At 76.2% G+C, this 25528-nt stretch carries 23 protein-coding genes and 1 riboswitch; of the genes, 10 read left to right on the forward strand and 13 right to left on the reverse strand.

Translation table 11 applies throughout. The features are described 5' to 3' along the window. Positions 1-61 precede the first annotated feature (61 nt). Positions 62-1345 (reverse strand): alpha-hydroxy acid oxidase, encoded by a 1284-nt coding sequence (locus ACI784_RS12160; protein ID WP_457013656.1) that lies wholly within the window; start codon positions 1343-1345, stop codon positions 62-64. A gap of 174 nt (positions 1346-1519) precedes the next feature. Here ACI784_RS12160 and ACI784_RS12165 point away from each other — a divergent pair, with 174 nt between their 5' ends. Then, on the forward strand, positions 1520-3319 hold the full coding sequence (locus tag ACI784_RS12165) for an IlvD/Edd family dehydratase (RefSeq protein ID WP_456924528.1): 1800 nt from the start codon (positions 1520-1522) through the stop codon (positions 3317-3319). 8 nt (positions 3320-3327) lie between these two features. On the opposite strand, the gene eda is transcribed toward ACI784_RS12165, so the two are convergent. The 3 genes from eda to ACI784_RS12180 all read right to left on the reverse strand — a co-directional run bounded on the left by eda (position 3328) and on the right by ACI784_RS12180 (position 6225). Beyond that, positions 3328-3978: a bifunctional 4-hydroxy-2-oxoglutarate aldolase/2-dehydro-3-deoxy-phosphogluconate aldolase gene (gene eda, locus ACI784_RS12170; protein WP_456924529.1), complete on the reverse strand. Its 651-nt coding sequence runs from the start codon at positions 3976-3978 to the stop codon at positions 3328-3330. Next, positions 3975-4916 carry an NAD(P)-dependent oxidoreductase gene (locus tag ACI784_RS12175; protein ID WP_457013657.1) on the reverse strand — a complete coding sequence of 314 codons (942 nt, stop codon included), beginning with the start codon at positions 4914-4916 and terminating at the stop codon, positions 3975-3977. Before ACI784_RS12175 ends, eda begins: the two co-directional genes overlap by 4 nt. 349 nt (positions 4917-5265) lie before the next feature. Further along, entirely contained in the window at positions 5266-6225 is a 960-nt protein-coding gene (locus ACI784_RS12180) for a Gfo/Idh/MocA family protein (RefSeq protein ID WP_457013658.1), read from the reverse strand. Positions 6226-6353: 128 nt separating this feature from the next. On the opposite strand from ACI784_RS12180, the gene ACI784_RS12185 reads away from it, so the two are divergent. Next, positions 6354-7331, forward strand: coding sequence for a glucosyl-3-phosphoglycerate synthase (locus ACI784_RS12185; RefSeq protein ID WP_456924532.1), 978 nt, complete (start codon positions 6354-6356; stop codon positions 7329-7331). Further along, positions 7328-8503, forward strand: a complete 1176-nt coding sequence (locus ACI784_RS12190; RefSeq protein ID WP_456924533.1) for a glycosyltransferase — start codon at positions 7328-7330, stop codon at positions 8501-8503. Before ACI784_RS12185 ends, ACI784_RS12190 begins: the two co-directional genes overlap by 4 nt. Here ACI784_RS12190 and ACI784_RS12195 read toward each other — a convergent pair. Together ACI784_RS12195 and ACI784_RS12200 are read right to left on the reverse strand one after the other, a co-directional pair. After that, positions 8446-9843 carry a BtrH N-terminal domain-containing protein gene (locus ACI784_RS12195; protein ID WP_456924534.1) on the reverse strand — a complete coding sequence of 466 codons (1398 nt, stop codon included), beginning with the start codon at positions 9841-9843 and terminating at the stop codon, positions 8446-8448. The two genes, ACI784_RS12190 and ACI784_RS12195, sit on opposite strands and share 58 nt — an antisense overlap. Positions 9844-10050: 207 nt before the next feature. After that, the gene (locus tag ACI784_RS12200) at positions 10051-11703 is read right to left on the reverse strand and encodes a bifunctional 3'-5' exonuclease/DNA polymerase (protein ID WP_457013659.1); all 1653 of its coding nucleotides are present in this window, start codon (positions 11701-11703) and stop codon (positions 10051-10053) included. A gap of 63 nt (positions 11704-11766) precedes the next feature. Between ACI784_RS12200 and ACI784_RS12205 the strand changes: the two genes are divergently transcribed. Then, positions 11767-12279, forward strand: coding sequence for a DinB family protein (locus ACI784_RS12205; RefSeq protein WP_456924536.1), 513 nt, complete (start codon positions 11767-11769; stop codon positions 12277-12279). Between the two features lie 19 nt (positions 12280-12298). On the opposite strand, the gene ACI784_RS12210 is transcribed toward ACI784_RS12205, so the two are convergent. Together ACI784_RS12210 and ACI784_RS12215 are read right to left on the reverse strand one after the other, a co-directional pair. Beyond that, on the reverse strand, positions 12299-12658 hold the full coding sequence (locus tag ACI784_RS12210; protein ID WP_457013660.1) for a hypothetical protein: 360 nt from the start codon (positions 12656-12658) through the stop codon (positions 12299-12301). Positions 12659-12668: 10 nt separating this feature from the next. After that, a complete protein-coding gene (locus tag ACI784_RS12215) occupies positions 12669-13895 on the reverse strand; it encodes an MFS transporter (protein ID WP_457013661.1) in 1227 nt (408 codons plus the stop codon). 146 nt (positions 13896-14041) lie between these two features. Between ACI784_RS12215 and ACI784_RS12220 the strand changes: the two genes are divergently transcribed. The 6 genes from ACI784_RS12220 to ACI784_RS12245 all read left to right on the forward strand — a co-directional run bounded on the left by ACI784_RS12220 (position 14042) and on the right by ACI784_RS12245 (position 20568). Next, positions 14042-14416 carry a VOC family protein gene (locus ACI784_RS12220; protein ID WP_456924539.1) on the forward strand — a complete coding sequence of 125 codons (375 nt, stop codon included), beginning with the start codon at positions 14042-14044 and terminating at the stop codon, positions 14414-14416. A gap of 320 nt (positions 14417-14736) precedes the next feature. Next, positions 14737-14887: riboswitch (cyclic di-AMP (ydaO/yuaA leader) on the forward strand. A gap of 6 nt (positions 14888-14893) precedes the next feature. Continuing rightward, positions 14894-16126, forward strand: a complete 1233-nt coding sequence (locus tag ACI784_RS12225; RefSeq protein ID WP_457013662.1) for a LysM peptidoglycan-binding domain-containing protein — start codon at positions 14894-14896, stop codon at positions 16124-16126. A 107-nt stretch (positions 16127-16233) separates the two neighbouring features. Next, a complete protein-coding gene (locus ACI784_RS12230; RefSeq protein ID WP_456924541.1) occupies positions 16234-16536 on the forward strand; it encodes a hypothetical protein in 303 nt (100 codons plus the stop codon). A gap of 38 nt (positions 16537-16574) precedes the next feature. Next, a complete protein-coding gene (locus tag ACI784_RS12235; RefSeq protein ID WP_457013663.1) occupies positions 16575-17840 on the forward strand; it encodes an FAD-binding protein in 1266 nt (421 codons plus the stop codon). 100 nt (positions 17841-17940) lie between these two features. Beyond that, on the forward strand, positions 17941-18648 hold the full coding sequence (locus ACI784_RS12240; protein ID WP_457013664.1) for a DUF2306 domain-containing protein: 708 nt from the start codon (positions 17941-17943) through the stop codon (positions 18646-18648). A gap of 81 nt (positions 18649-18729) precedes the next feature. Further along, on the forward strand, positions 18730-20568 hold the full coding sequence (locus tag ACI784_RS12245) for a phosphoenolpyruvate carboxykinase (GTP) (protein WP_456924544.1): 1839 nt from the start codon (positions 18730-18732) through the stop codon (positions 20566-20568). Between the two features lie 70 nt (positions 20569-20638). Here ACI784_RS12245 and ACI784_RS12250 read toward each other — a convergent pair whose 3' ends face one another. The 5 genes from ACI784_RS12250 to ACI784_RS12270 form a co-directional block, all read right to left on the reverse strand. Then, positions 20639-21607, reverse strand: coding sequence for a VOC family protein (locus ACI784_RS12250; RefSeq protein WP_457013665.1), 969 nt, complete (start codon positions 21605-21607; stop codon positions 20639-20641). Positions 21608-21821: 214 nt separating this feature from the next. Continuing rightward, positions 21822-22841, reverse strand: coding sequence for an amidohydrolase family protein (locus ACI784_RS12255; protein ID WP_457013666.1), 1020 nt, complete (start codon positions 22839-22841; stop codon positions 21822-21824). A gap of 46 nt (positions 22842-22887) precedes the next feature. After that, positions 22888-23664, reverse strand: a complete 777-nt coding sequence (locus tag ACI784_RS12260; protein WP_457013667.1) for a DUF1932 domain-containing protein — start codon at positions 23662-23664, stop codon at positions 22888-22890. Continuing rightward, the gene (locus tag ACI784_RS12265) at positions 23661-24767 is read right to left on the reverse strand and encodes a 4-oxalomesaconate tautomerase (RefSeq protein WP_457013668.1); all 1107 of its coding nucleotides are present in this window, start codon (positions 24765-24767) and stop codon (positions 23661-23663) included. The genes ACI784_RS12260 and ACI784_RS12265 overlap by 4 nt, the downstream gene beginning before the upstream one ends. Further along, the gene (locus ACI784_RS12270; protein WP_457013669.1) at positions 24760-25470 is read right to left on the reverse strand and encodes a 4-carboxy-4-hydroxy-2-oxoadipate aldolase/oxaloacetate decarboxylase; all 711 of its coding nucleotides are present in this window, start codon (positions 25468-25470) and stop codon (positions 24760-24762) included. Before ACI784_RS12270 ends, ACI784_RS12265 begins: the two co-directional genes overlap by 8 nt. Positions 25471-25528 lie beyond the last annotated feature (58 nt).

Here is a 25528-nt window from a genome sequence, read left to right on the forward strand (position 1 = left end):
ACAGGCGCATCCATTCCTGCACGTCCGGCGCGCAGCGGCAACCCGGGGGTGCGGCCCGGGGTCAGACGGAGACGTTCGGGTAGTCCCCGGTGCCGTGCGGCGTGAAGGCGACGTGCCGCTCGCACAGGTCCGCGCTGCGGCGCACGCCCAGCAGCTGCATCGAGCGCAGGTACTCCTCGGCCAGGATCTCGTAGGTCCGCAGCACGCCGTCCCGGCCGCCGGCCATGAGCCCGTACAGGTAGGCCCGGCCGATCATCACCGCGTCCGCGCCGAGCGCGCGGGCGGCCATGACGTCCTGCCCGTGCAGCACGCCGCCGTCGATGAGCACCGTGGCCCCCGGCCCCACGACCCCGCGGATCTCCGGGAGGACGTCCAGCGTCGCGGCGGAGCGGTCCAGCTGGCGGCCGCCGTGGTTGGAGACGACCACCCCGTCGGCCCCGTGCTCCACGGCCTCGCGCGCCGACGCCGGCGTCGTCACCCCCTTGACGAGGAGGCGGCCCCGCCAGCGCTCGCGCAGCCAGTCCAGCGAGCCGAGGTCCAGGCGCGGGTCGAACATCATGCTGGCGACCTCGCCCGGGGTCGGGTTGCCCGGGACGCCGGTGAGCGAGGCGAAGGTCATCCCGCCGGTGGTCAGCTTGTTGAACCACCAGCCCGGGAACCGCGACATGTTCAGCACGGTGCGGGCGGTGAGCGTCGGCGGGATGGTCAGGCCGTTGACGACGTCCCGGTAGCGCATGCCGGAGACGGTGGTGTCGACGGTGAGCAGCAGCGTCGAGTACCCGGCCGCCTCGGCCCGCGCCAGCAGGCTCGCGTTGAGCTCCCGGTTCGCGGTGAAGAACAGCTGGAACCACAGGTCGCCCGACGGCGCCGCGGCCCGCACGTCCTCGATCGAGGTGGAGCCCACCGTCGACAGGGCGTAGGGCACGCCGACGTGCGCGGCCACGGAGGCGACGGCGGCCTCCCCGTGGTGGTGCATCATCCGCGTGTAGCCGGTGGGGGCGAAGACCAGTGGCATCGCGATGCGCCGGCCGAGCAGCTCCACGGCGGGGTCCGGGTCGGCGACCGAGCGCAGGGCGTCGGGGTGGAAGGTGACCCGCCGGTAGGCCGCGACGTTGCGGGCCGCGGTGATCTCCTCCTCCGCCGCGCCGTCGACGTAGTCGAAGACCGCGCGGGGCGTGGTGCGGCGGGCCGCCGCGCGCAGGTCGCGCACCGTGAGCGCACGCTCCAGGCGCCGGGCGGTGCGGCCGGCCCGGGGCCGGCGGAACTGCACGACCTCGCGGAGCTCGGACCACCTCGGCACCTGCCGCGCCGTGTGGACCGGTGGCATCGACACCTCGTCGGTCATGTCCCCTCGCTCTGCACGCTGACGACCAGCCGGGACGTGGCGGTTGCCAGCGTCGCAGGGTCCCCGCAGAGCCGCTCGTCGTCCGCCGGAGCGCGGCCGGGCGGCTCCCCGTGCCACGATCGCGCCGGCAGGGCCGGGCCGCCCGACGGCGACCCCCGGCGGGAGGAGGCCCCGGTGGACGACGCGGCACCCGGACGGCGACTGCGCAGCCAGGCGTGGTTCGACGACCCGCGGGACCCCGGGATGACGGCGCTCTACGTCGAGCGCTACCTCAACTGGGGGCTCACCCGCGAGGAGCTCCAGTCGGGCCGGCCGGTGATCGGGATCGCGCAGACCGGCTCGGACCTCGCCCCGTGCAACCGGCACCACCTGCAGCTGGCCGGGCGGGTGCGCGAGGGCATCCGGGACGCCGGGGGGCTGGCCCTGGAGTTCCCGGTGCACCCCATCCAGGAGACCGGCCGGCGTCCGACGGCGGCCCTGGACCGCAACCTGGCCTACCTCGGCCTGGTCGAGGTGCTGTACGGCTACCCGCTGGACGGCGTGGTGCTGACCACCGGCTGCGACAAGACGACGCCGGCCTGCCTGATGGCCGCGGCCACGGTGGACCTCCCGGCGATCGTGCTGTCCGGGGGGCCGATGCTCGACGGCTGGCACGACGGCGTGCGGACCGGGTCGGGGACCATCGTGTGGAAGGCCCGGGAGCTGCTCGCCGCCGGCGAGATCGACGAGGCCGGGTTCGTCGAGCTGGTGGCCTCCGCGGCCCCCTCCCCCGGCCACTGCAACACCATGGGCACCGCGTCGACGATGAACGCGATCGCCGAGGCCCTCGGCATGAGCCTGCCCGGCTGCGCCGCCATCCCCGCCCCGCACCGGGACCGCGCCCGGATGGCCTACCTGACCGGCCGGCGGATCGTGGAGATGGTGCGGGAGGACCTCCGGCCGTCCGACGTCCTCACCCGGGAGGCGTTCGAGAACGCCGTCGTGCTCACCTCCGCGATCGGCGGGTCCACCAACGCGCCGATCCACGTCAACGCCCTCGCCCGGCACGCGGGGGTGCCGCTGGACGTCGACGACTGGCAGGAGCTGGGCCTGCACGTGCCGCTGATCGTGGACCTGCAGCCGGCCGGCCGGTTCCTCGGCGAGGAGTTCCACCGGGCCGGCGGCGTGCCCGCCGTCGTCGCCGAGCTCATGGGCCACGGGCTGATCCACGAGGACGCCCTGACCGTCACCGGCCGGTCGATCGGCGAGAACTGCCGGGAGGCCCGGGTGACCGACCGCGAGGTCATCCGCACCTTCGACACCGCGCTGCTGCCCGACGCCGGCTTCCTGGTGCTGCGGGGCAACCTCTTCGACAGCGCGATCATGAAGACCAGCGTCATCTCCCCCGAGTTCCGGGAGCGCTACCTGTCCGACCCCGCGCACCCGGGGGTGTTCCAGGGCCGCGCGGTCGTCTTCGACGGGCCGGAGGACTACCACGCCCGCATCGACGACCCGGCGCTGGCGGTCGACGAGACCTGCCTGCTGGTCATCCGCGGGGTCGGCCCGCTGGGCTACCCGGGCTCGGCCGAGGTGGTGAACATGCAGCCGCCCGCGGCCCTCATCAAGCAGGGCGTGCACGAGCTGCCGTGCATCGGGGACGGCCGCCAGTCGGGGACGTCGGGCTCGCCGTCGATCCTCAACGCCGCACCCGAGGCGGCCGACGGCGGCGGGCTGGCGCTGCTGCGCACCGGCGACGTGGTCCGCATCGACCTCGGGGCCGGGCGGGCCGACGTGCTGGTGCCCGACGAGGAGCTGGCCGGGCGGCGGCGGGCGCTGGAGGCGGCGGGCGGCTACCCGGTCCCGGCGGCGCAGACGCCGTGGCAGGAGATCCAGCGCGGGATGGTCACGCAGCTGGACGAGGGGATGGTGCTGCGTCCGGCAGTGGGCTACCGGCGCGTGGCGCAGACGATGGGCATCCCCCGCGACAACCACTGAGGCGGCCGTCAGCCCCCCGGTGGCCGCACCAGCGCCACGGCCTCGGCGGTGAGCCGGCGGACCGTCCCGACGTCGCCGGCCGCGACCCGGTCGCGGGGCACCATCCACGAGCCGCCGACCGCCAGCACCGCGTCGACGGCGAGGTAGTCCCCGACGTCCGCCGGGCCGACGCCGCCGGTGGGCACGAAGCGGACGCCGCCGAAGGGCGCGGCGAGCGCGCGGATCGCCGCGGGCCCGCCCGAGGTGCCGGCCGGGAAGAACTTCACCGCGGTCAGGCCGAGCTCCACGGCGGCCTGCACCTCGGTGGCCGTGACCGCGCCGGGCAGGGCGAGGACGCCGTGCTCGGCGCACCGCTCGACGACGGCGCGGCTGAGCCCCGGCGAGACGACGTAGCCCGCCCCGGCGGCCACGGCCCGGTCCACCTGCGCCGGCGTGAGCACGGTGCCGGCCCCGACCAGGACGTCGCCGCGCTCGGTCATCGCCCGGATGGCGTCGGCCGCGGCCGGGGTGCGGAAGGTGACCTCGGCGACCGGCAGGCCGCCGTCCACCAGCGCACCGGCCAGCGGTGCGGCGTCGGCCGCGTCGTCCAGCACCACGACCGGGACCAGCCGCGCCCGGCCCAGGGCGGCCAGCACCTCCTCCGGCGGCGGCGGGCTCACCGCTCCACCACGTTGCGCAGCTCGCCGCCGTCCAGCAGCGCGGCGACGTTGTGCGCGATCAGCGCGTCGGCGCCCACGGGCCGCCCGCCGGCCGCGTGCGGGGTGAGCAGGAGGTTCGGCGCGTCCCACAGGGGTGAGCCGGCCGGCAGCGGCTCGACGGCGGTGACGTCGAGGGCCGCTCCGGCGATGCGCCCCTCCCGCAGCGCGGTGACCAGGGCCCCCTCGTCGACGGTGGAGCCCCGGCCGACGTTGACCACGAGCGCGTGGGGCGGCAGTGCGGCCAGCCGCGCGGCGTCCAGCGCGTTCGCGGTGGCGTCGGTCGACGGCAGGATCATGACGAGGACGTCGGTCCGCCCGAGCTCGGCCGCCAGGTCGTCCTCGGCGACGACGGGGAACCCGGCCCGCTCCCCGGCGCGGCGCGCCACGCCGCGGACGTCGGCGCCCAGCGCGGACAGCAGCGGCGCGAGGGTCTGCCCGATGGCCCCGAACCCCCACACGAGCACGCGCGCGTCGATCAGGGTGGTGACCGCCCCTGCCGGGTGCAGCGGCTGGAGGCCGCCGAGCTCGCCGGCCCACCGGTGCCGGTCCTGGGCGCGCACGGCGGCGGGCAGCCGGCGGAGGAGGGCGAGGACCAGGGCGAGGGTGTGCTCGGTGACCGGCCGGCTGTGCAGGCCGATCCCCGCGGTGACGACGACGTCCGCGGGGAAGCCCGCGCCGAGGACGGCGTCCGGCCCGGCGGCCAGCGTCTGCACCCAGCGCAGCCGCGGCATCCGGCCGGCCACCGCGGCGAGGTCGGCCGGCGAGTTGCCCCAGACCACCAGCGCCTCGGCGTCCAGGTGCTCGTCGGGGACCGGCGCCGAGACGGCATAGGTGACCGCCTCGACCCCCTCGGGCAGGGCCGGGTCGAGCGGGAGGGAGTCGGGCAGCAGCAGCTTCACCGGGGACGACCGCCTTCGTCGGGGACCGGGGTCGGGTCAGGGTGTAGCACGCCCGGCGGGGGCCCCGCAGGACCGTCGCCGGGGCGCGCGGTCATCCCCGTCGGGCAGGGCCGCGGGCAGCTGCCCGGGCACCCGCGCTCACGAGCCCTCCCGACGTGCGGCAGCAGGACGGCGACGAACTCGCCGCCGGAAGCCGTGCTGGAACCAGTGCTCTTGCGGTGTTGCGCACGTTCTTCCGGCAGTGCAGCACCGCACGAGCGGGCGCAACACCGCACGTCCCCGGCCCGACCGGAGTCCGGCGGGATCCTCGATGTCGTCTCCCGACCTCGACGTCACACTGCCGGCGGGCTCAGCGGCCGCCGACGGCGACCGGGGCGCCGGTGCGCGCGGCCTCCGCGACGGCGCAGGCGAGGGCGTGGGTGCGCAGCGCCTCGGCGACGTCGACCAGCCCGGGCGCCGGTGGCCGGCCGGACACGACGTCGACGAAGGCGCGGTCGACGGCGCGGCGACCGTCGACCGTGGGCGTGGACTCCTGCCGGCCCTCGGCGGTGCTGGTCCGCAGCGAGGTCTCGGTCAGCGAGACCGACCGGCCCTCGGCGACCACGTCGACGCCGGCCGCGGTCGGGGCGGGCAGGACGCACGAGGTGCTGACGGTCCCGACCGCGCCGGAGGCGAACCGGAGCACCGCCGCGGTCGCGTCGGGCACGTCGCGGCCCTCCGCCAGCGACGGCGCCGCCGCGCCGACCACCTCGGTGACCTCGCCGGCGAGCAGGCGGACCAGGTCGAGCACGTGGGTCACCTGCTCGACCACCTGCCCGCCGGAGCGGTCCTCGCGGCTCCACCAGGCCGCCGGAGGCGTCGTCCCCCACCAGCGGGCGTCGACGAGACGGACCCGGCCGCCGTCGAGCACCTCCCGGGCCCGCGCGACGGTGTCGAGGTGCCGCCAGTGGTAGCCGGTCGCCGTGGGCAGCCCGGCGGCGGCGACGGCGTCGGCGACGCGGCGGGCGACCGGCAGGTCGGCGGCCAGCGGCTTCTCCACGAAGAACGGCAGCCCGGCCCGCACCACCGCGAGCTCGAGGTCGCCGTGCGCGAACGGCGGCACGCACAGCCAGACGGCGTCCAGCCCCGCTCGGAGCAGTTGGCCGGGGTCCTCGGCCACCGGGACGCCGAGCTCTGCGGCCAGGGCCCCGGCCGCCGCCGGCACCGCGTCGCAGACGCCGGCGAGCTCCACGTCGTCGAAGGCGGCGAGCGTGCGCGCGTGCCGGGCACCGACCGCACCGGCACCGACCAGCCCCACCCGGACACCCATCCGCGCAGGGTGGGGGACCGGAGGTCCCCGCGTCAACGGCTTCCCCTGAGGCCCCCGGCTTCTCCACACTGGCCGCCCACGGGCCGACGGCGCGGACGGCGCTGCCGTCCGCCGGAGGAGGACAGACGATGAGGGCTGACGTCGCACGCTGGCTGACCCGGCGGACCTACCGGGCCGCGGACTTCTCCGCCCCCCGGCTGCTGGAGGCCAAGCGCCGCTCCGGGACGACGACCAGCGTGGTGCTGCCCGCGCTGGACGAGGAGCGGACGGTCGGCGCCATCGTCGAGGTGATCCGGCGGGCCTTCGTCGAGCAGGTGCCCCTGGTCGACGAGCTCGTCGTCGTCGACAGCGGCTCCACCGACCGGACGGCGTCGGTGGCCGCGGCTGCCGGGGCGCGGGTGGTCCACGTCGACGACGTCCTGCCCGAGCACGGGCACGTCCCCGGCAAGGGCGAGGCGCTGTGGAAGTCGCTGTTCGTCACCCGCGGCGACCTGCTGGTGTTCCTGGACTCCGACGTCCAGGGTTTCGACCCGCGCTTCGTGCTCGGGCTGCTCGGTCCGCTGCTGACCGATCCCACCGTGGGGTACGTCAAGGGTCTCTACGACCGGCCGCTGGCCACCGACGAGGGCCTGGTCGCCTCCGGCGGCGGCCGCGTCACCGAGCTCACCGCCCGCCCGCTGCTGGGGGCGCTGTGGCCGCACCTGTCGGGGTTCGTCCAACCCCTCTCCGGGGAGTACGCCGGCCGGCGCCGGCTGCTGGAACGGGTCCCGTTCGTCTCCCACTACGGGGTCGAGTTCGGGCTGCTCGTGGACCTCGCCGAGCTCGCCGGGATCGACGCCCTCGCCCAGGTCGACCTCGGCGAGCGGCGGCACCGGAACCAGACCGACGCCGCGCTGGGCCGGATGGCCGGCCAGATCCTGCAGGCCGCCCTGGCCCGCTGCCCGTCGCTGCAGGTGCCGGGCGACCAGCTGGTCCAGTTCGTCCGCTCCGGGGAGGCGGTGGAGCCGGTCGCCTGGGAGGTCGGCGTCCGCGAGCGCCCACCCATGGAGCGCGTCCCGGAGTACCGGGCGCGGCACGGCATCCCGGCGCCGGAGGGCTCCCGGTGAAGGTGCTCATGGACGCCGGGCCGTGGCTGGCGGTGCCCCCGCGCGGCTACGGCGGCCTGGAGAACGTCGTCGCCACGCTCACCACCGAGCTCCGCCGCCGCGGGCACACCGTCGTCCTCGCCACCGTCGGGGAGAGCCGGCAGCCGGCGGACGGGCGCGTCGTCGCCTTCTCCACCGGGCAGTTCCCGCGGCTGGCCGCGCCGTACCCCGACGTCACCGGCCTGGCGCACGCCCACGAGCAGGCCGTGCTGGCCGAGATCCGCCGGCACGCCGCGGCCGGGACGCCGTTCGACCTCGTGCACAGCCACCTCGAGGTCGTCGGCCCGGCGCTCCTGGCCGCGATGGACGACCCGGCGCCGCCGGTCCTGCACACGCTGCACTGGGACCTGCGGCGCAACGCGGACTTCTACGCGTCCTTCGACGGCCGCGGGCGGGTGTTCTTCGCCGGCGTCTCCGACACGCAGATCGCGCGGGGGCCGGCGGCGCTGCGGCGGCAGACCCTCGGGGCGGTCCCGCTGTCGGTGCCCATCCCGGAGGGCGACCCGGTGCCGCGCCGGGACCGCACCGACGCCGTCCTGGTGCTGTCCCGGCTGTGCGAGGCCAAGGGCACCGACGTCGCCGTGCGGGCCTGCCGCGCGGCCGGGCTGCCGCTGGTCCTGGCCGGCCCGGTCGGCGGCCAGCCCGACCGGGCCGCGCTCGACGCCGCGCTCGCCGACCCCGGCAGCCCGGCGCGCACCCACCCCGACGTCCGGTGGTTCCTCGAGCACGTCGACCCGCTGCTCGGCGAGGACGCCCACTGGATCGGGTCGGTCTCCGGCGCGGAGAAGGACGAGCTGCTGCGGCGGTCCCGGGCGGTGCTCTTCCCGATCCGGTGGGACGAGCCCGGGGGCACCGCCGTCTGCGAGGCGCTGGCCGCCGGGACGCCGGTCGTCGCCATGGCGCGGGGGTGCCTGCCCGCCCTGGTCGCCGACGGCGTCACCGGCTTCCTCGCCGGCGACGAGGCGGAGTTCACCGCGGCCCTGCACCGGATCGCCGAGGTCGACCCGGAGGACTGCGCCGCGACGGCCCGCCGGCGCTTCTCCCCCGCCGTCATGGCCGACGGCTACGAGCGGCTCTACGCCGAGGTGGTCCGTCGGGCCGCCGACCGCGCGGTGGGTGCGCTCTCCGGCTGACGCGTCCCCTGGCGAGCAGCCCCTCCCCTGCCCAGGGCGGCGCCGAGGCGGGTCACCGCCGCTGCCTCGGCGTCGTGGATCTCGGCGAGCTGCCGACTCATGCCGGCCAGCACCGCGGCGAGGCGCTCCTCGTCCAGCGGGGGCGCCGCGGCGTGCTCGGCCCGCAGCCGCCACAGCTCCTCGGCGGCCGCCGCCCGCTCCGCGGCGCCCGCGTCGCCCTCGGCGACCGCGCCGGTGACCGTGGCGGTGAGGGTCCGCAGCCGGGCGATCGCCGGGACGTCGTCCGGCAGCGCCGTCTCGGCGAGGGCATGCCACCGGCCGGCGATCTCCCGCCACCGCGGCGCCTCCGCGGCCAGCCCCGGCTCGTCCAGCACGACGGCGGCCTGCTCGAGGCCGTCGGCGAACAGCCCGCGCAGGTGCCCGCCCTCCATCCCGGCCGGCTCGACGCCCTCCCACACGCCGGCCAGTGCCCGCAGCAGCCCGCGCCGGTCGGCGAACACCGTCGGCCACCCCTTCGCAGCCCGGGGGTCGACGAGCAGCCGTGACCACTTCCGCCAGGCGGGCAGCGCGAAGGAGGTCGACGTCCCACCGAGGTGGTCCACGCCGGCCGCCAGCCCGGCGCGCACCGCGGCGCGCAGCCGGTCGGCGGGCACGGCGGTGCCGGCGGAGCGGACGACGAGCATCGTGTTGCGGTAGCTGCCCACCCGGGCCCTGGCCCGGTCCAGGTCCGCGACGGGCACGGTCAGCGGTGCCAGGGTGCGGTCGTCGACGTGCACCCGCCCACCCGACGCGGCGTAGGCGACGACCGGGTGGCCGCCGGCGCCGTCGAGGAACGGCGGCAGGTTCCACCAGCCCAGGTGGTAGCGGTCCGGCCAGACGATCGCCGGATCGCCGTCGGCCAGCGTCGCGGTCAGCGCCCGGGCCGCGCCCGCAGCGCCGCCGGTGCGCGACCAGGCGACGTCCAGCCCCAGCCGGTCGACCGTCGTGGCCAGCCGCCGGTCGAAGTACTGCCAGGAGTGGGTGAACCCGAGGGTGACCACGCGGCCGTGGTCGTGGGCGAACTCCCAGAGGATGTAACCGGCGCCGAGCCCGCCGCCGACGAGGAACAGCAGCGGCTCGGTGAGCGGGCCGTCGGGGCCGGTGACCCCGCGGTGCGCGAGCACGTTGGCCAGTGCCGCGGTGTCCGGGTCGGTGCCACCGCGCAGGGCCCACCCGGCGTCCACGACGGGACCGGTGTCGATGGCGCCTCCGACGACGTGCGCGCGGGCGACGGCGTAGCGCTCGCCGGTCCGGGCCATCCGCGCGCGGACGCGCGCCTTGAGCTGCTTGGCCGTGGTCATGGTCGGACTCTCCCGGCTGCCCCGCGGCGACGGCTCCACGCCCCGTGCGCCGCCGCAGCCGTGGCATCCGATCCGACGGGACGTCCGGGCCGTGCAGCGCCTCGAGGCTCCCTAAGTCCCCTTTGCCCCGCATCGCCGGCCCGCGTGGAGGACCGGTCTGGGGTTGGGCGTGAGGCTCGCCGGGGCACACCCTAGACCCGGCGGCGCCTAGGAGTCGGCCCAGGAGCGGACGACCGCCACGTCCAGCGGGAAGTCCACCGGGAAACCCCCGAACAGCAGCCGGCCCGCCGTCGCCGCGGCACGGTGCACCTCCTCGGCGACGTCGGCGGCCAGGTGCTCCGGCGTGTGGACGACGACCTCGTCGTGCAGGAAGAACGCCAGGTGCGGCCGCTCGCCCGTGGTGCCGCCCAGGCGCCACAGCCGGTTGCGCAGGTCGGCCAGCCAGCACAGGGTCCACTCCGCACCCGTGCCCTGGACGACGAAGTTGCGGGTGAAGCGGCCCCACGCGCGGCGGGCCCGCTCCCGCTCCTCGCGGGAGCCGCCGCCGTCGGGCGGCTCCCCCAGGTCGGCCGGGCGCTCCGCCCAGGCGCCGGTGGGCGGTGGCGACCCGCGGCCGAGCAGCGTGTGCACGACCTCCCCGCGCTCGCCGGCGCGGGCGGCCTCCTCCACCAGGCCGATCGCCCGGGGGTAGCGACGCGCCAGCCGCGGCATCATGCGCCCGCTCTCGCCGCGGGTGCCGCCGTACATCGCCCCGAGCATCCCGACCTTGGCCTCGGCGCGGGTCGCCACGGCACCGCCGGCGACCATGCCCTGGTAGAGGTCGGCGGACCGGGCCGCCTCGGCCATCGCCGTGTCCCCGCTCATGCCCGCCAGCACGCGGGGCTCGAGCTGGGCGACGTCGGCGACGACGAGCAGCCAGCCGTCGTCGGCGACCGCCGCCGGGCGGACCTGGGCCGGCACCGACAGCGCTCCCCCGCCGGTGGACGCCCACCGCCCGGTCACGACCCCGCCGGGCAGGAACCACGACCGGAACCGGCCGTCGCGGACCCAGGTCTCCAGCCAGCTCCAGCCGTTGGCCTGCAGCAGGCGCGACAGCTTCTTGTACTCCAGCAGTGGCGGGACCGCGGGGTGGTCGACCGACTCCAGCGTCCACGACCGGGTGTCGTCCACCGGCAGCCCCGCCGTCTGCAGGGCTCGGAGCACGGCGGCCGGTGAGTCGGGGTTCAGGTCGGGGGCCCGCAGGGCCGCGCGGACCTCCGCCGCCAGCCGCTCCAGCACCGCCGGCCGCTGCCCCGGCGCCGGCCGCGGACCCAGGAGCTCGGTCAGGATCCGCTCGTGCACGTCGGCCCGCCAGGGCAGCCCCGCGGCGGTCATCTCGGCGGCCACCAGGGCCCCGGAGGACTCGGCGGCCAGCAGCAGGTCCAGGCGGCTGCGCTGCGCCGACGCGGCGAGGGCCGCCTGCTGGCGCGCGTCCTCGGCGAGCGGGTCCAGCCGGTCGGCGGGGTCCTCGAGCGGGAAGAGGGCGGGATCGGTGGTGGTGACCGGCTGCAGCGCGTCCCAGCCGCGGGTGTCGGGGCCGGCCAGCAGCGCCGGGTCGACGAACGGCGACCGGCGCAGGACGGCGTGGGTGAGCCGCAGGTCGGTGCAGCGCTCCACCCGGACGCCGGCGTCCAGCAGTGCGGGGTACCAGCGGGTGGTGTCGTCCCAGACCCAGCGGACCGGCGCCGTCTCCCACTCGCGCACGAAGCGGGCAAGCTCCGCGGCCGGGAACCGGGTGACCGCTCCCGGCGTCCCGTCGCCGGAGAGCTCCCGCGCCTCGATCTCGGCCTCGCCCCGCCGCAGCAGGACGACGCGGTTCACCCGGACAGTGTCGCCGGAGGGTCCGACACGGCGGAGCAGGGCCGGTGCGACAGCATCGCGGCCATGACGACGACCGAGCGCACGACGCCCCCGCTGCAGGCCGACGAGCGCGAGACCCTGGAGGCCTGGCTGGACTTCTACCGGGCCACCCTCGCGCGGAAGTGCGACGGCCTGACCGACGAGCAGCTGCGCACCGCCGCGGTGCCGCCCTCGGGGCTGACACTGCTGGGCCTGGTGCAGCACATGGCCGAGGTCGAGCGGAACTGGTTCCGCCGGGTCCTGCTCGGCGAGCAGCTGCCGCCGATCCACGATCCGCAGGCCGAGCCCACCGGCCACGACGGCGGGTTCGACCTCGCCGAGGGCGCGTCCTTCGCCACCGCGCGGGCGACGTGGGAGGCCGAGGTCGCCCACGCCCGCGCCAACTGCGCCGGCCGCGACCTCGACGCGACGAGCCCGTTCATGGGCGGGCAGGTCACGCTGCGGTGGATCTACACCCACATGGTCGCCGAGTACGCCCGCCACGCGGGCCACGCCGACCTGCTCCGGGAGTGCATCGACGGGGCGACCGGCGTGTGAGCCGGCGGCGGGACCGCGGTCAGGACCCGCCGAGCAGCCGGCGCACGCAGCGGACCGGCCAGCCGGCCACCCGCACCGGCACGCCCACCACGGCGCGCACCGCGCGGCTCCCGAGCCGCAGCAGGTCGGCGTACTCGGCCGGCCGCGGCCCGCCGGCGGTCGCGGGCCGCCCGGCGGCCGGGCCGGGAGCCGGTGGGTCCTCGGCCGGCGGCGGGGTCGCCGGCACGATCAGGTCGACCGCCGTGCGGCGGCGCGGCCCCCGCAACGACTCGAACGACGGGATCGCCGGCGCGTCCGGCGACTCCTCCTCGGCGGTTCCCGGCCCCTGCAGCCCGGGAACCGAGCCTCTGGACTCGTCCCCCGGCGACCTGGTCGGCATGGCCCCGACCCTAACCGCGTCCCTCCGACGCCGTCGGCCGGTTCCCGGACGGCTCCGGGCGAGCGGGCCGGCGGGCCAGGACCAGGACCGCGACGGCGGCGGGGAGGACCGGCAGCGCCAGCAGCAGCAGCGCACCGGGCCGCTCGCCGCCGGCCGCGGTCACCGTCCCGGCGAGCAGCGGGGCCAGCAGTCCGGCGCAGCCCCACGCGGTGAACACCCGGCCGTAGACGGTGGGGAACGCGCGGGGACCGACCCGGTCCGCCGTCGCCGCGGGGACCAGCGCGGACACCGCCCCGTAGGCCAGCCCGACGGCGGCCGAGGCGGGCAGCACGGTGGCGGGCGCGGCCGACGTGGCCAGTCCGGCGACGGCGGCGGCGGTGACGGCCAGCGCGGTCGCCAGCGCCGGCAGGCGTCCCACGACGTCCGACCACCACCCGGCGGACAGCCGGCCGGCGAGGTTGCCGGCCGCGAGGAGCGAGACGGCCACGCCGGTGGCCCCCGGGCCGAGGCCACGGGCGGCCGCCAGCGGCGCGGCGGTGGCGAAGAGGACGAGTCCGGGAGCCGCGCCGCCGGCGAAGAGCACCCACAGCGCGACGAGCGCCCCGCCCGGGACCGGCTCCGCCCCGCGCGCCCGGCCGCTCCGGGGCACCCGGTCCGCCGGGGCCAGGACGGCGGCGAGCGCGAGCAGCACGGCCGTCGTCCCGGCCAGGACGGCGAGGCACGTGCGCCACCCCGCGGCGGGCAGCGCCGCCGGCGCCACGAGCCCGAGCAGCACCGGCCCGGCCGCGTAGGCCCCCACCACCACGCCGCTGGCGGTGCCGCGCCGCCGCTCGGGGACGCGGGCGGCCAGCGACACGGCGACGCCGTAGCCCAGCCCGTTGGCCGCCCCGAACAGCAGCCCGACGCCCAGCCACGGCAGCTCCGGCCGCTGCGCCGCGGCGGTCAGCCCCAGCCCGGTGCCGGCCAGGACGGCGGCGGCGGCCAGCAGCGCCCGCGGCCCGTACCGCCGCAGGCCGCGGCCCACCCCCAGCAGGCCGACGGTGAAGACCACGACCGCGGCCGCGAACACCCCGGGCCCGCTGCCGGGCGCCGCGCCGGTGTCGGCGCCCACCTGCGGCGCCACCAGGCTCCAGGCGAACAGCGTCCCCACCGCGAGGTCCGCGAGGACGCCGGCGGTGACCAGGCGGAGCGTCAGGGCAGGCCCGGAGGGTCCGTCGTCGGCTGGGGGTCTGGCCACGGTCCTCCCGGGATGACCTCGAGGCACGAGGCGGCCAGGATGGGCCACCCGGCGCCCCGGCAGCCACCCCCGTCGACGGCGCAGGGACGACTCCCGGTGGAGGCGCCGGCGTGCTTGGCTCCCGGCACGGTCCCCGAGGAGGCCCGATGCCCGTCCAGCTGAACCACACCATCGTCGCGGCCCACGACCGGGACGAGTCGGCGCGCTTCCTGACCGACGTCCTCGGCCTCGCGCCGCCGACCACCTACGGCCCGTTCGCCGTCGTCACCCTGGCCAACGGCGTCTCGCTGGACTTCATGGCGGAGGACCCGGTCATCCCGCGGCACTACGCGTTCCTGGTCACCGAGGAGGAGTTCGACCAGATCCTCGGCCGGATCCGCGCCCGCGGCCTCGAGCACTGGGCCGACCCGTTCGCGTCCCGGCCGGGTGAGATCAACACCAACGACGGCGGCCGCGGCGTCTACTGGCCCGACCCGAACGGCCACGTGCTCGAGGCGATCACCCGCCCGTACGGCGGCTGAGGCACCGCCCGGACACTCGCGGCCGCGCGTCTCGCGGCGCGGCGCACCGCCGGTCGGACGCGCGCTGCGCCGGTCCCGCGGAGCCGGCGGTGCACGAGCACACCGGCAACCAGGCCCCCCCCCCCCGATCCCCGGCGACACGCCAGGGCGGCCGTGAGTGACCTCACCGACCCCACCCGCACCTCGCGGCGCGACCAGCGACTTCCCCGCACGGCCCCTCGCTTGTGACCGGCGTTACGGCGACAGTCCACATCACGGGTCGTAGCGTTTTGGCTGCGTTCAGCTAAGAGAACGTGGCACCGGTCCGCCAAACCCTGCCCACCGGCTGCCAACCAGATCCCTCAGGGCAGGGGTGGGGGACCCAACGTTCCCGGCGCGTCCGACGCGCCTCGGGGTGAAGCCGCGCACCGCGGCCGGGCACCGATCGCCCGAACCCGACAGCTCACCTCGCCGGCGGTGATCGGAGACCACACACCCATGGCAAAGCACCGCGCGCCTCGTTACGTCCGCACCAAGAAGGCGCTCTCGAAGGCCCCCGTCGCAGCCGGCGCCACCGTCGTCGGGATGGGCATCCTCAGCACCCCGGCCAACGCCGCCACCACCCACGACTGGACCGGCGTGGCCCAGTGCGAGTCCGGTGGCGACTGGGCCATCAACACCGGCAACGGCTACTACGGCGGCCTGCAGTTCAGCCCGTCGACCTGGGCCGCGTACGGCGGCACCGACTTCGCGCCCCGGGCGGACCTCGCCACCCCCGCCCAGCAGGTCGAGATCGCCGAGCACGTGCTCGCCGGCCAGGGCATCGGCGCCTGGCCGGCCTGCGGCAAGCTGCTGACCGACGGCACCACCGCCGCCGCCACGGCTCCCGCGGCTCCCGCGGCTCCCGCCGCCGCGCCCGCCGCGGCGCCCGCCCCGGAGGGTCCGGCCGCCGACACCGCCGCGCCGTCCGCCGACCACACCGTCCGGCGCGGCGACACCGTGGCCGAGATCGCCGCCGCCCACGGGGAGTCATGGCGGTCGCTCTACGAGCGCAACATCGCGGTCATCGGCGCCGACCCGAACCTGATCTTCCCGGGTCAGGTGCTGCTGACCAGCGGGGCGGCGGCGGCCGCTCCGGCGGCGGCGGCCGCTCCGGCGGTGGCTGCTCCGGCGGCGGCTGCCCCGGCGGCGGCTGCCCCGGCGGCGGCTGCCCCCGTGGACGCCGCGCCGGTGGACGCCGCGCCGGCCAACGTGGCCGCGCCGGCTTCCGCTCCCGACGTGGATCCCGCCCCCGTCGTCACGCCGGAGCCGGCCGCGGCGCCCGCGCCGGAGGTCACCCCGCTGCCCGAGGTCGAGCCGACCCCGGCCGCCGCGGTGATCAGCAACAGCGCCGGCGCCGTCCAGCCCAGCGCGCAGGCCGCCGCCGACGCGCTGGTCACCAACGTGCCCGGCGTCGCCGGCATCACCATCGGCGGGACCCGCGCCAGCGCCGCCGACCCGCACGGCCACCCGTCCGGCCTCGCGCTGGACTACATGGTCGGCTCCGACGCCGCGCTCGGCGACGCGATCGTGGCCTACCACGTCGCCCACTGGGACGAGCTCGGCGTGGAGTACGTGATCTGGCAGCAGCGGATCCTGACCTCGCCGACCGGCGCCTGGAAGGCGATGGCCGACCGTGGCGGCGCGACGGCCAACCACATGGACCACCCGCACGTGAACTACCGGGCCTGACGACCGGCCCGCACCGGGGTTCCCTCCAGCGGCCCCCACCCGATCCCGGGTGGGGGGCCGCTGCCGTCGCGGCTGCCGCACCCGGTCGTCGTCGGCAGACTGGGAGCGTGACTCCCCCGCCGTCCGACGACCCGGCCGCGCGCGGCGTCGTCCGCCTGTTCAACACCGCCGGCGGGCGCACCCTGTGCCTGGCCGGGGACGTCGACGAGGCGGCCGTCGCCGCCTTCCTGCGCCGCTACGGCCGCGAGCCGGTCCGGGTCGAGGTGATCGACGCCGGCTCGGTGACCGGCCTGTCCGCACCCGCCCTGGAGCTGCTCCTCGACCACCTCGACGCCGCCGAGCGGGCCGGGCGGGCGGTGACCGTACGCCGCTCGCCGCCGGTGGACCGGGCCCTCGCCGCCGCCCGCTGACGGCCCCTCGGGACGGCGGACGTGGGTAGCGTTCCGCCGTGACCGTCGAGACCAACTGGGCCGGCAACCACACCTACCGGGCGCAGCGGCTGCACCGGCCGACGACCCTCGAGCAGGTGCAGGAGATCGTCGCCGCCGCCCCGCGCATCCGGGTGCTCGGCTCGCGGCACTCCTTCACCGGCATCGCCGACTCCGCGGAGCTCCTCTCGCTGGAGGCCGTGCACGCCGCGGGCTCCCCGCTCGCCGGGATCGACGTCGACCTGGCCGCCGGCACGGTCACGCTCGGCGGCGGCGTCCGGTACGGCGAACTCGCCGACGTGCTGCGCGACGCCGGTGCCGCGCTGCACAACACGGCGTCCCTCCCGCACATCTCCGTGGCCGGGGCGGTCGCCACGGCCACCCACGGCTCCGGCGTGACCAACGGCAACCTGGCCACCGCCGTCGCGGCGCTGGAGCTGGTCACCTCCGACGGCGAGCTCGTCCGCGCCGCCCGCGGCGACGCGGACTTCGACGGGATGGTGGTCGGGCTCGGCGCCCTCGGCGCGGTCACCGCCCTCACCCTCGACGTCGAGCCCGCGTTCGAGGTGGAGCAGCGGGTGTTCGAGGGGCTGTCGTGGGGCGCCCTCGCCGAGCACTTCGACGAGGTCGTCGCGTCCGGCTACAGCGTCAGCCTCTTCACCCTGTGGGGCGAGGACGTCGAGATGGTGTGGGTCAAGTCCCGCACCGATGGGACCCCTGCCCCCGAGGGCGACCTCTTCGGCGCCGTCCCGGCCACCGTCGACCGCAACCCGGTCCCCGGCCTGGACCCCACCCCGTGCACCCCGCAGCTCGGCCGGCGCGGGCTCTGGTCGGACCGCCTGCCGCACTTCCGCATGGGCTTCACCCCGAGCGTCGGCGACGAGATCCAGTCGGAGTACCTGCTCCCCGTCCGCTGGGCCCTCGACGCGATCACCGCGATCCGCGGCCTCGGGGCGCGCCTCCGGCCACTGCTGCTCACCTGCGAGATCCGCACCGTCGCTGCCGACCGGTTGTGGCTGAGCGGCTCGTACGGCGGGGACGCCGTCGCGTTCCACTTCACCTGGCGGCGGGACCCGGCCGGCGTCGACGCCGTGGTGGCCGACCTCGAGCGGGTGCTCGCGCCGTTCTCCGCCCGGCCGCACTGGGGGAAGGTCTTCGCCGCCGGTGCGGCCGAGATCGCCCCGCTGTACGAGCGGCACGCCGACTTCGTGGACCTCGTCGCACGCATGGACCCGCGGGGCGCGTTCGGCAACGACTGGCTGGAGGAGAAGGTGCTGGGCCGCTGACCGCTCCCCCGGCGACCTCGGACCCTGGTGGACGACGGTCGGCGCGGCGATCCTCGCAGGCCACGGGGACGACCGGCACGGGGAGTTCGGGGTGCTCGGCATGACGCGGACCGCGCCCACGGCGACCGTGCCGGCCTCGACGTGGCGGACCCGCGGCGCGTACTGGTGGCTGCTGCTCAGCGCCCTGGCCGTCGCCGTGTTCGCCCCGCTGCCCTACCTGACCGCCCCGCTCACCGACCTCGACGGCCTGGAGGTGGCGGCCAACCACGCCGACCGCTCGGCGCCGGTCCGGCTGGCCTTCTACCTGCACGTCGGCGCCGGCGGCCTCGCGCTGCTGCTGTCGCCGCTGCAGTTCGCCGCCCGCCTGCGGCGGCGCGCCCCGCAGGTCCACCGGGCCGTCGGACGCGTCACCGTCACGGCGATCGCGGTGGCCGGGCCGGCCGGCCTCGTCCTCGCGCCGCTCAGCCTCGCCGGACCGGTCGGGACCGCCGGGTTCGGCCTGCTGGCGCTGCTGTGGCTGGCCTGCGCCGCCACGGCGTTCCGGGCCATCCGCCGCGGGGACGTCGCCGCGCACCGGCGCTGGATGGTGCGCACCTTCGCCCTCACCTACGCCGCGGTCACGCTCCGGCTGTGGCTGGCCGTGCTCATCGCCGGGCAGACCGCCCTGGCCGGGGTGGACGCCGCCGTCGCCTTCCACCGCGCGTACCTCCTGGTGCCGTTCCTGTCCTGGGTGCCCAACCTGCTCGTCGCGGAGCGGTACCTGGCCCGGCACACCGCCGCGGGTGATACGCCGGTGCCCCTCCGTTAGGTTCCACTCCCAGCAGGCCCCCACCGCACCCGTCTCGGGTGGCGCGGTGGCGGGAGTACCAGGTGAGGGAGAAGGTGGGTCGTGGCCGCCATTGATGCCGTGCTGGACGAGGCAGGACTGAAGAACGCCCGCGTGCGCGAGTTCGTGCACCGGTACGCGGAGCTGACCGGCGCCGAGCGGATCGAGGTGGTGAACGCCTCCGACGACGCCCGACTCATCCAGGAGTCGCTGGACGCCGGGGAGCTGCTCCCCGCGGGCGAGGGTCGCTACTACTCGCGCAGCCACCCGAAGGACACCGCCCGCTCCGAGGAGCGCACCGTCGTCGCCACCAACGACCCGGCCGACGCCGGCGTCTACAACAACTGGCGCCCGGCCTCGGAGATGCGGCCGCTGCTCGAGGAGCGGATGCGGGGGGCGTCGGCGGGCAAGACCATGTACGTCGTCCCCTACCTGATGGCGCCGCCCGGCTCGCCGCTGGAGCCCTACGCCGCCGGGGTCGAGCTGACCGACACCCGCACGGTCGTGCTGCACATGATCCGCATGGCGCGCGTCGGGGTCGACCACGTCAACGACCTCGCCGACCAGGACAGCTTCGTGCGCGCGGTGCACGTCACCGGCGACCTGGAGAACCTGGGCCACGGCACCGAGGACGACCAGCGGTACTTCGTCACCGTCGCCGACGAGCGGACGATCCTGCACTACGGGTCCTCCTACGGCGGCAACGCGCTGCTCGGCAAGATCGCGCACGGCCTGCGGCAGGCGGCCTACGACGGCTGGGCCTCGGGTGAGTTCCTCGCCGAGCAGTTCATGCTGCTGGGCATCACCGACAAGCAGACCGGCCGCACGTACCACATCTGCGGCGGCTTCCCGAGCGCCTCGGGCAAGACCAACCTGGCGATGATGCTGGCGCCCGACGCCCTGGGCGACCGCTACCACGTGTCGTTCTACGGCGACGACATCGCCTGGCTGCGCGTGGACCCCGAGGACGGCCGCGTCTACGGCATCAACCCCGAGTTCGGCGTCTTCGGCGTCGCCAAGGACACCAACGAGAAGACCAACCCCACCGCCGTCGACTCGATCGCCGAGGGCACCGGGACGATCTTCACCAACGTCGCCTACAACGAGTCCACCGGCGAGGTGTGGTGGGAGGGCAAGACCCCCCAGCCGCCGGCGGACCCGACCGGCTGGCGGGACTGGGCCGGCCAGCTGGTCTCGGAGCGGCCGGCGGACGCCAAGGACGCCCCCTGGGCGCACCCGAACAGCCGGTTCACCACGACCCTCGCCAACGTGCCGAACGTGGCGGAGGACTTCGAGAACCCCAAGGGCGTGCCGATCGACGGCATCATCTTCGGCGGCCGCACCCGCGACCGGGAGCCGCTGATCCGCGCGATCACCGACCTCGCCGAGGGCGTCTACGACGGCCTGACCCTCGGCGCGGAGGCCACCTTCGCCGCCGAGGGCACCGAGGGCGTCCTGCGCTACGACCCGATGTCGATGCGCCCGTTCATGTCCTACCCCGAGGGCCCCTACGCCGCGCACTGGCTGAAGGTCATCGGCGCCGCCACCGACCAGCCGATCTTCGCCCACGTGAACTGGTTCCAGCGGGGCGAGGACGGCCGGTTCCTGTGGCCGGGCTACCGGGACAACCTGCGCCCGCTGCTGTGGCTCATGCGGCTGCGCGACGGTGAGGTCACCGGCACGCAGACGCCGGTCGGGATCGTGCCGACGAAGGAGGAGCTGGAGCTCGAGGGCGTCGACATCACCCCGGCCGACCTCGACACGATCCTCACCATCGACACCGCCCGGTGGCGGCAGGAGATGGCGCACCGCGAGGAGCACCTGTCGGCGTTCCCGGGGCTGCCGGAGGAGATCTGGGAGGCCCACCGCCGCGTCGCGGCCGCCCTCGACGCGGAGGACTGAGCGCACCCTCTGAGAACGCAGCGACGCCCCGCCAGGTCTCCTGGCGGGGCGTCGCCGTCCGCGGGGTGGGTCAGGCGCCGGCCGGCTCCGCCGGCGGGACCACCGGGGTGCCGTGGGTGTGGAAGGTGTCGATGGTCTTGAGACCCCAGGCCTGGCCCTTGGCCCGCTCGGCCTCGGTCCAGTCGACCGGCTGCCAGTCGGGGGCGAGCATCACCCGGGCGCCGGCGTTGCACAGCTCGATCCGGTTGCCGCCGGGCTCCCAGACGTAGAGGAAGAACGTCTGCTGGATGGCGTGCTTGTGCGGGCCGGTCTCGATGTGCACGCCCTGCTCCAGGGCGAGGTCGGCGGCGCGCAGGATGCCGTCGCGGGTGTCGACGGCGAAGGCGACGTGGTGCAGCCGGCCGGGGGTCTGCGTCCAGTCCCGGGTGTAGACCGCGTCGTAGGTCTTGTTGGTGAAGGTGGTCCAGCTGCCGGCGACCGTGCCGTCGTCCAGCACGATCTGCTCGGTGACCAGCGCGCCCAGCGTGTCGCGGAGGAAGTCCCGGTTGACCACCGGCTCGACGCCCAGGTAGTTGATGTGGTCCAGGCGCCGGACCGCCACCCCGTGCGACGGGAGGGCCTGGGCCTGGTTCTTCAGCGCCGGCTTGAGCTCGTCCGGCGCCCGGTACCACTCGGTCTCGTAGTACAGGCCGAGCTCGTGGCCGTCGGGGTCGGTGAACACGTAGGTCGGCCCGTAGCCGGGGTCGCCGTCCTGCCAGCCGATCCCCCGGCCGGTGGCCTCGATCTCCGCCACCCGCCGCTGCAGGGCCTCGGGGCCGGCCGCGCGCAGGTTGGTCCGGCCCACGCCGGCGTCCCGGTGCGCGGTGAGCTTGATGGTGGTCGTCTCGTAGTCGTCCCAGGCGCGGAGGAACACCGAGCCCCCGTCCTCGCCGGTCCGGGTCAGCCCCAGGTAGTCGGTGAAGAACTCGACGCTCTGCTCGAGCACCGGGGTCCTGAGCTCGACGTGGGCGAGGTGGGCGATCTCGTGCAGCGGGGGCATGACGTCTCCAGTCGACGGTCCGGGGAGCGACGGGGGCCGGCCGGCACGGGTCCGGTGGCTGCGCCGCACACCGAGTCTCGGAGAGGGCCGGCGATCAGTCCAACACCGTGATGTGGCCCCAGCGATCGCCGGTCGCGATGGACGGCGGGGGTCCGGACGACCGGGCCGGGGTGACCGCGGTGGTCACCCCGGCCCGGGTCGCGCGGACGGTCGCTCAGCGGCCGCGGGCCTCCAGGGCGGCGTCGAGCCGCGGGTAGACCCGCCGGACGTTGCCCTCGAAGACCTTCGTGCGGTCCTCCGGCGTCAGGTCCAGCGCCTCGACGTACCGGCGGGTGTCGTCGAAGTACCGACCGGTGCGCGGGTCGATCCCGCGGACGGCGCCGACCATCTCGGAGCCGAACAGGATGTTGTCGATGTCGATCACGTCGAACAGCAGGTCGATGCCCGGCTGGTGGTACACGCAGGTGTCGAAGAAGACGTTCCCCATCACCGCCTCCTCGACCGCCGGCCGCTTCAGCATGTCGGCCAGCCCGCGGAAACGGCCCCAGTGGTAGGGCACCGCGCCACCGCCGTGCGGGATGACGAACCGCAGGCCCGGGAAGTCGGTGAACAGGTCGGCCTGGACGAACTGCATGAACGCCGTGGTGTCCGCGTTGAGGTAGTGCGACCCGGTCGCGTGGAAGTTCTCGTTGGTCACCGCCGAGACGTGCACCATCGCCGGCACGTCCAGCTCGACCATCGCCTCGTAGAACGGGTACCAGCTGCGGTCGGTCAGCGGCGCCGACGTCCAGTTCCCGCCGCTGGGGTCGGGGTTGAGGTTGCAGCCGACGAAGCCGAGCTCCTCGACGCAGCGGCGCAGTTCGGCCACCGACCGCTCGATCGGCACGCCGGGCGACTGGGGCAGCTGGCAGACCCCGATGAAGGAGTCCGGGTACAGCTCCACGACCCGGGCGATGAGGTCGTTGTTGACCTGCGTCCAGCGGGTGCTCACGGCCTCGTCGCCGACGTGGTGGCCCATCGCCGAGGCGCGCGGGGAGAAGACGGTCAGGTCGATGCCGCGCTCGGTCATCAGCCGCAGCTGGCTGCCCTCGATGGTCTCGCGGATCAGGTCGTCGGGGACGTCCGGGTAGGCCGGGGGCTCCTGGCCGGCGTCGAACGCCGCCCGCTGCTGCTCGCGCCAGGCGGTGTGCGGCTCCGGTGCGGTCGTGTAGTGGCCGTGGCAGTCGATGATCATGCAGTGTCTCCTCGCGTGGTGGTCCGGTGTCCGGCGGCCGCGCCGGTCAGCTGTCCTGGCGGTCCCGCAGCTCGACGAGCAGGTCGCGGGCCGCGGCGGCGATCCGCGGGGGCACGCCGAGCTCGGTGAGCTGGTCGGCGGCGGCGGTCATCTCGTCGGCGCGGCGCCGCGCGTGCCGGTGGGTTCCGTCGACCAGCCGGTCGATGGTCCGCTCGTCGAAGCCGGTCAGCTCGGCGCTGATGTCGTCCCGCAGCCAGTCGGCGCAGCCGGCGGCCTCGGCGGCCGCCAGCGCCTCGACCACCGCGGCGGCCAGCCCCTTGTAGAAGACGCTGCGCAGCAGCTTGCGGGAGATCGCCTCCCCCGCGGGGCCGGGCTGGATCGTGACCTCGACGCCGAAGCAGGCGAGGACCTCGGCGTAGCGGGCCGCACCCTCACCCGAGACCAGCATCGGGGTGCGCAGCCCCTTGCCGGGCACCGGCGACATCAGCGCCACGTCGACGACCGGCACCTCCCGGCCGGCCAGCTGCTCGACCAGGGCGGCCTTCACCCCGGGCGAGGCGGTGTTCAGGTCGGCCCACACGGTGCCGGGACGCAGCGCCGGCAGCGCGTTGACGAGCGCGGTCACCGCGTCGTGCGAGCTGTTGGCGCTGAGCACCAGGTCGGCGTCGGCGACCGCCTCGGCCTCGCTGCCGCGGGGCTGCACACCCTCGACCACGATGCGCTTGGGGTCGTACCCGCGGACGTCGGCGCCGGCCGCGACCAGGTCGCGGCCGATCTCCGACCCGGCCTCACCGAGCCCGAGCAGGGCGATGCGGGCGGTCACGCGGCGCCCTCCGCGGCCCGCGGGAACGCCGTCCCGTCGAACAGCTTGCGGGCGGTCCGCACCACGCCCGAGCGCAGCACCCGGGGCGGGGTGGCCGAGGCGTCGACGACGACGTCCACCAGCAGGTGGCCGGTGGGGTGCTCGACGTCGACCTGCGACCGGCCCTCGGGCCAGGCCGCCGTGAGCTCGTGCCCCACGGCGCCGGGCAGCAGCATCCCGGTCACCACGCTCACCGCGGCGAGGACGCCGATCGAGGTGTGCGGCTGCACCGGGATGAACGACCGGGTGCTCACCTGCCCGCCGTCCCGGGCGGGCGCGAGCAGCACGGTCTTGGGCACCGACGAGCGGGTGACGTCCCCGAGGCCCATGAGCTGGCCGGCCTTGGTGCGCAGGGCGTCGACCCGCTCGAGCAGCGCCGCGTCGGCGGCCAGCTGCTCGTGCGGCTCGTACCCGGTGAGCCCGAGGGACCCGGCCGTCGCGACGACCACCGGCATGCCGTTGTCGACGCAGGTGACCTCGACGCCGTCGATCGTGTCCCGCAGGTGGCCGGTGGGCAGCAGGCTGCCGGTCGCCGAGCCCTCGGTGTCGCTGAAGGCGAGCAGCACGGGAGCGGCCGTGCCGGGCACGCCGGCGATGGCCACGTCGCCGCGGTACTCGACCCGGCCGCCCGGCGTCGGGAACGTGGCGACGGCGATGCTGTCTGAGTTGACCATCCGGATGCGGACGGTGGTCTCCTCGGCGCCGGCGGGCACCAGGCCGCGCTCCACCGCGAACGGCCCGACGCCGGCCAGGATGTTGCCGCAGTTCTGCTGGTCGCCGACGGTGGCCTCGTCCACGCCGAGCTGCAGGAACAGGTAGTCGACGTCGGCATCCGGGTGGGCCGACGGGCCGACGACGGCGACCTTGCTGGTCAGCGAGGTCGCGCCGCCCAGACCGTCGATCTGCCGCGGGTCGGGGGTGCCCATGAGCCGCAGCAGCAGGTCGTCGCGGGCCGCGGGGTCGGCGGGCAGGTCGCCGGCCTCGAGGTACAGGCCGCGGGACGTGCCGCCGCGCAGCAGCGTGCAGCGGACGCCGGTGACGTCGTAGCCGGGGGTGTCACTCACCGCCGGCGCCCTTCGCGTACTCCTCGTAGGTGACGTACTCGATGCCGAACTCGGGCAGCCGCTCGCGCAGGCCGTACCGGTCGAGTCCCAGCTCGCCCTGCTGGAAGGCGGCGCGGGTGGCGGCCTCCTTGTCCAGCCGGGCCTGCGAGGCGGTCAGCGCCCGGCCGACGTCGGCCCGGGGCACCACCATCACGCCGTCGTCGTCGCCGAGGACGACGTCACCGGGGTGGATCGTCTGCCCGCCCAGGACGACGGGCACGTTGACGGCACCGGCGGTCGCCTTGACCGACCCCTGCGCGCTCACCGCCCGGGACCACGCCGGGAAGCCCATCTCGCGCAGCTCGGCGACGTCGCGGACGCCGCTGGCCAGGACCACGCCCCGGACGCCCCGCTGGGCCAGCGACGTGGCGAACAGCTCCCCGAACAGCCCGTCGGTGGACGGCGAGTTGGTGGCGACCACCAGCACGTCGCCGGGCCGGCACTGCTCGACCGCGACGTGGATCATCAGGTTGTCCCCGGGCCAGCACACGGCGGTGACGGCGGTGCCGCCCATCCGTGCGCCCGGCCACGCGGGCCGGTACTCCGGGCCGAGGTAGCCGACCCGGCCCAGCGCCTCGTGCACGGTGGCCACGCCGCGGGTGCCGAGGGTCTCGGCCTCGCCGACGTCGGCGCGGGGCGGGTCGGTGACGACGACGGTCCTCATGCCGCCACCGCCTGGCGAACGGCGTGCGCTGCGGGGTTCTGGGACACGGGCATCTCCT

This window comes from Geodermatophilus sp. SYSU D01186, assembly GCF_054050215.1.

Coding starts and splice junctions, on each gene's coding strand:
- ACI784_RS12240 (WP_457013664.1), top strand. CDS start 17,941: ATGACGCGGACCGCGCCCACGGCGACCGTGCCGGCCTCGACGTGGCGG.
- ACI784_RS12210 (WP_457013660.1), bottom strand. CDS start 12,658: ATGCCGACCAGGTCGCCGGGGGACGAGTCCAGAGGCTCGGTTCCCGGG.
- ACI784_RS12185 (WP_456924532.1), top strand. CDS start 6,354: ATGAGGGCTGACGTCGCACGCTGGCTGACCCGGCGGACCTACCGGGCC.
- ACI784_RS12205 (WP_456924536.1), top strand. CDS start 11,767: ATGACGACGACCGAGCGCACGACGCCCCCGCTGCAGGCCGACGAGCGC.
- ACI784_RS12160 (WP_457013656.1), bottom strand. CDS start 1,345: ATGACCGACGAGGTGTCGATGCCACCGGTCCACACGGCGCGGCAGGTG.
- ACI784_RS12225 (WP_457013662.1), top strand. CDS start 14,894: ATGGCAAAGCACCGCGCGCCTCGTTACGTCCGCACCAAGAAGGCGCTC.
- ACI784_RS12220 (WP_456924539.1), top strand. CDS start 14,042: ATGCCCGTCCAGCTGAACCACACCATCGTCGCGGCCCACGACCGGGAC.
- ACI784_RS12180 (WP_457013658.1), bottom strand. CDS start 6,225: ATGGGTGTCCGGGTGGGGCTGGTCGGTGCCGGTGCGGTCGGTGCCCGG.
- ACI784_RS12195 (WP_456924534.1), bottom strand. CDS start 9,843: ATGACCACGGCCAAGCAGCTCAAGGCGCGCGTCCGCGCGCGGATGGCC.
- ACI784_RS12255 (WP_457013666.1), bottom strand. CDS start 22,841: ATGATCATCGACTGCCACGGCCACTACACGACCGCACCGGAGCCGCAC.
- ACI784_RS12250 (WP_457013665.1), bottom strand. CDS start 21,607: ATGCCCCCGCTGCACGAGATCGCCCACCTCGCCCACGTCGAGCTCAGG.
- ACI784_RS12270 (WP_457013669.1), bottom strand. CDS start 25,470: ATGAGGACCGTCGTCGTCACCGACCCGCCCCGCGCCGACGTCGGCGAG.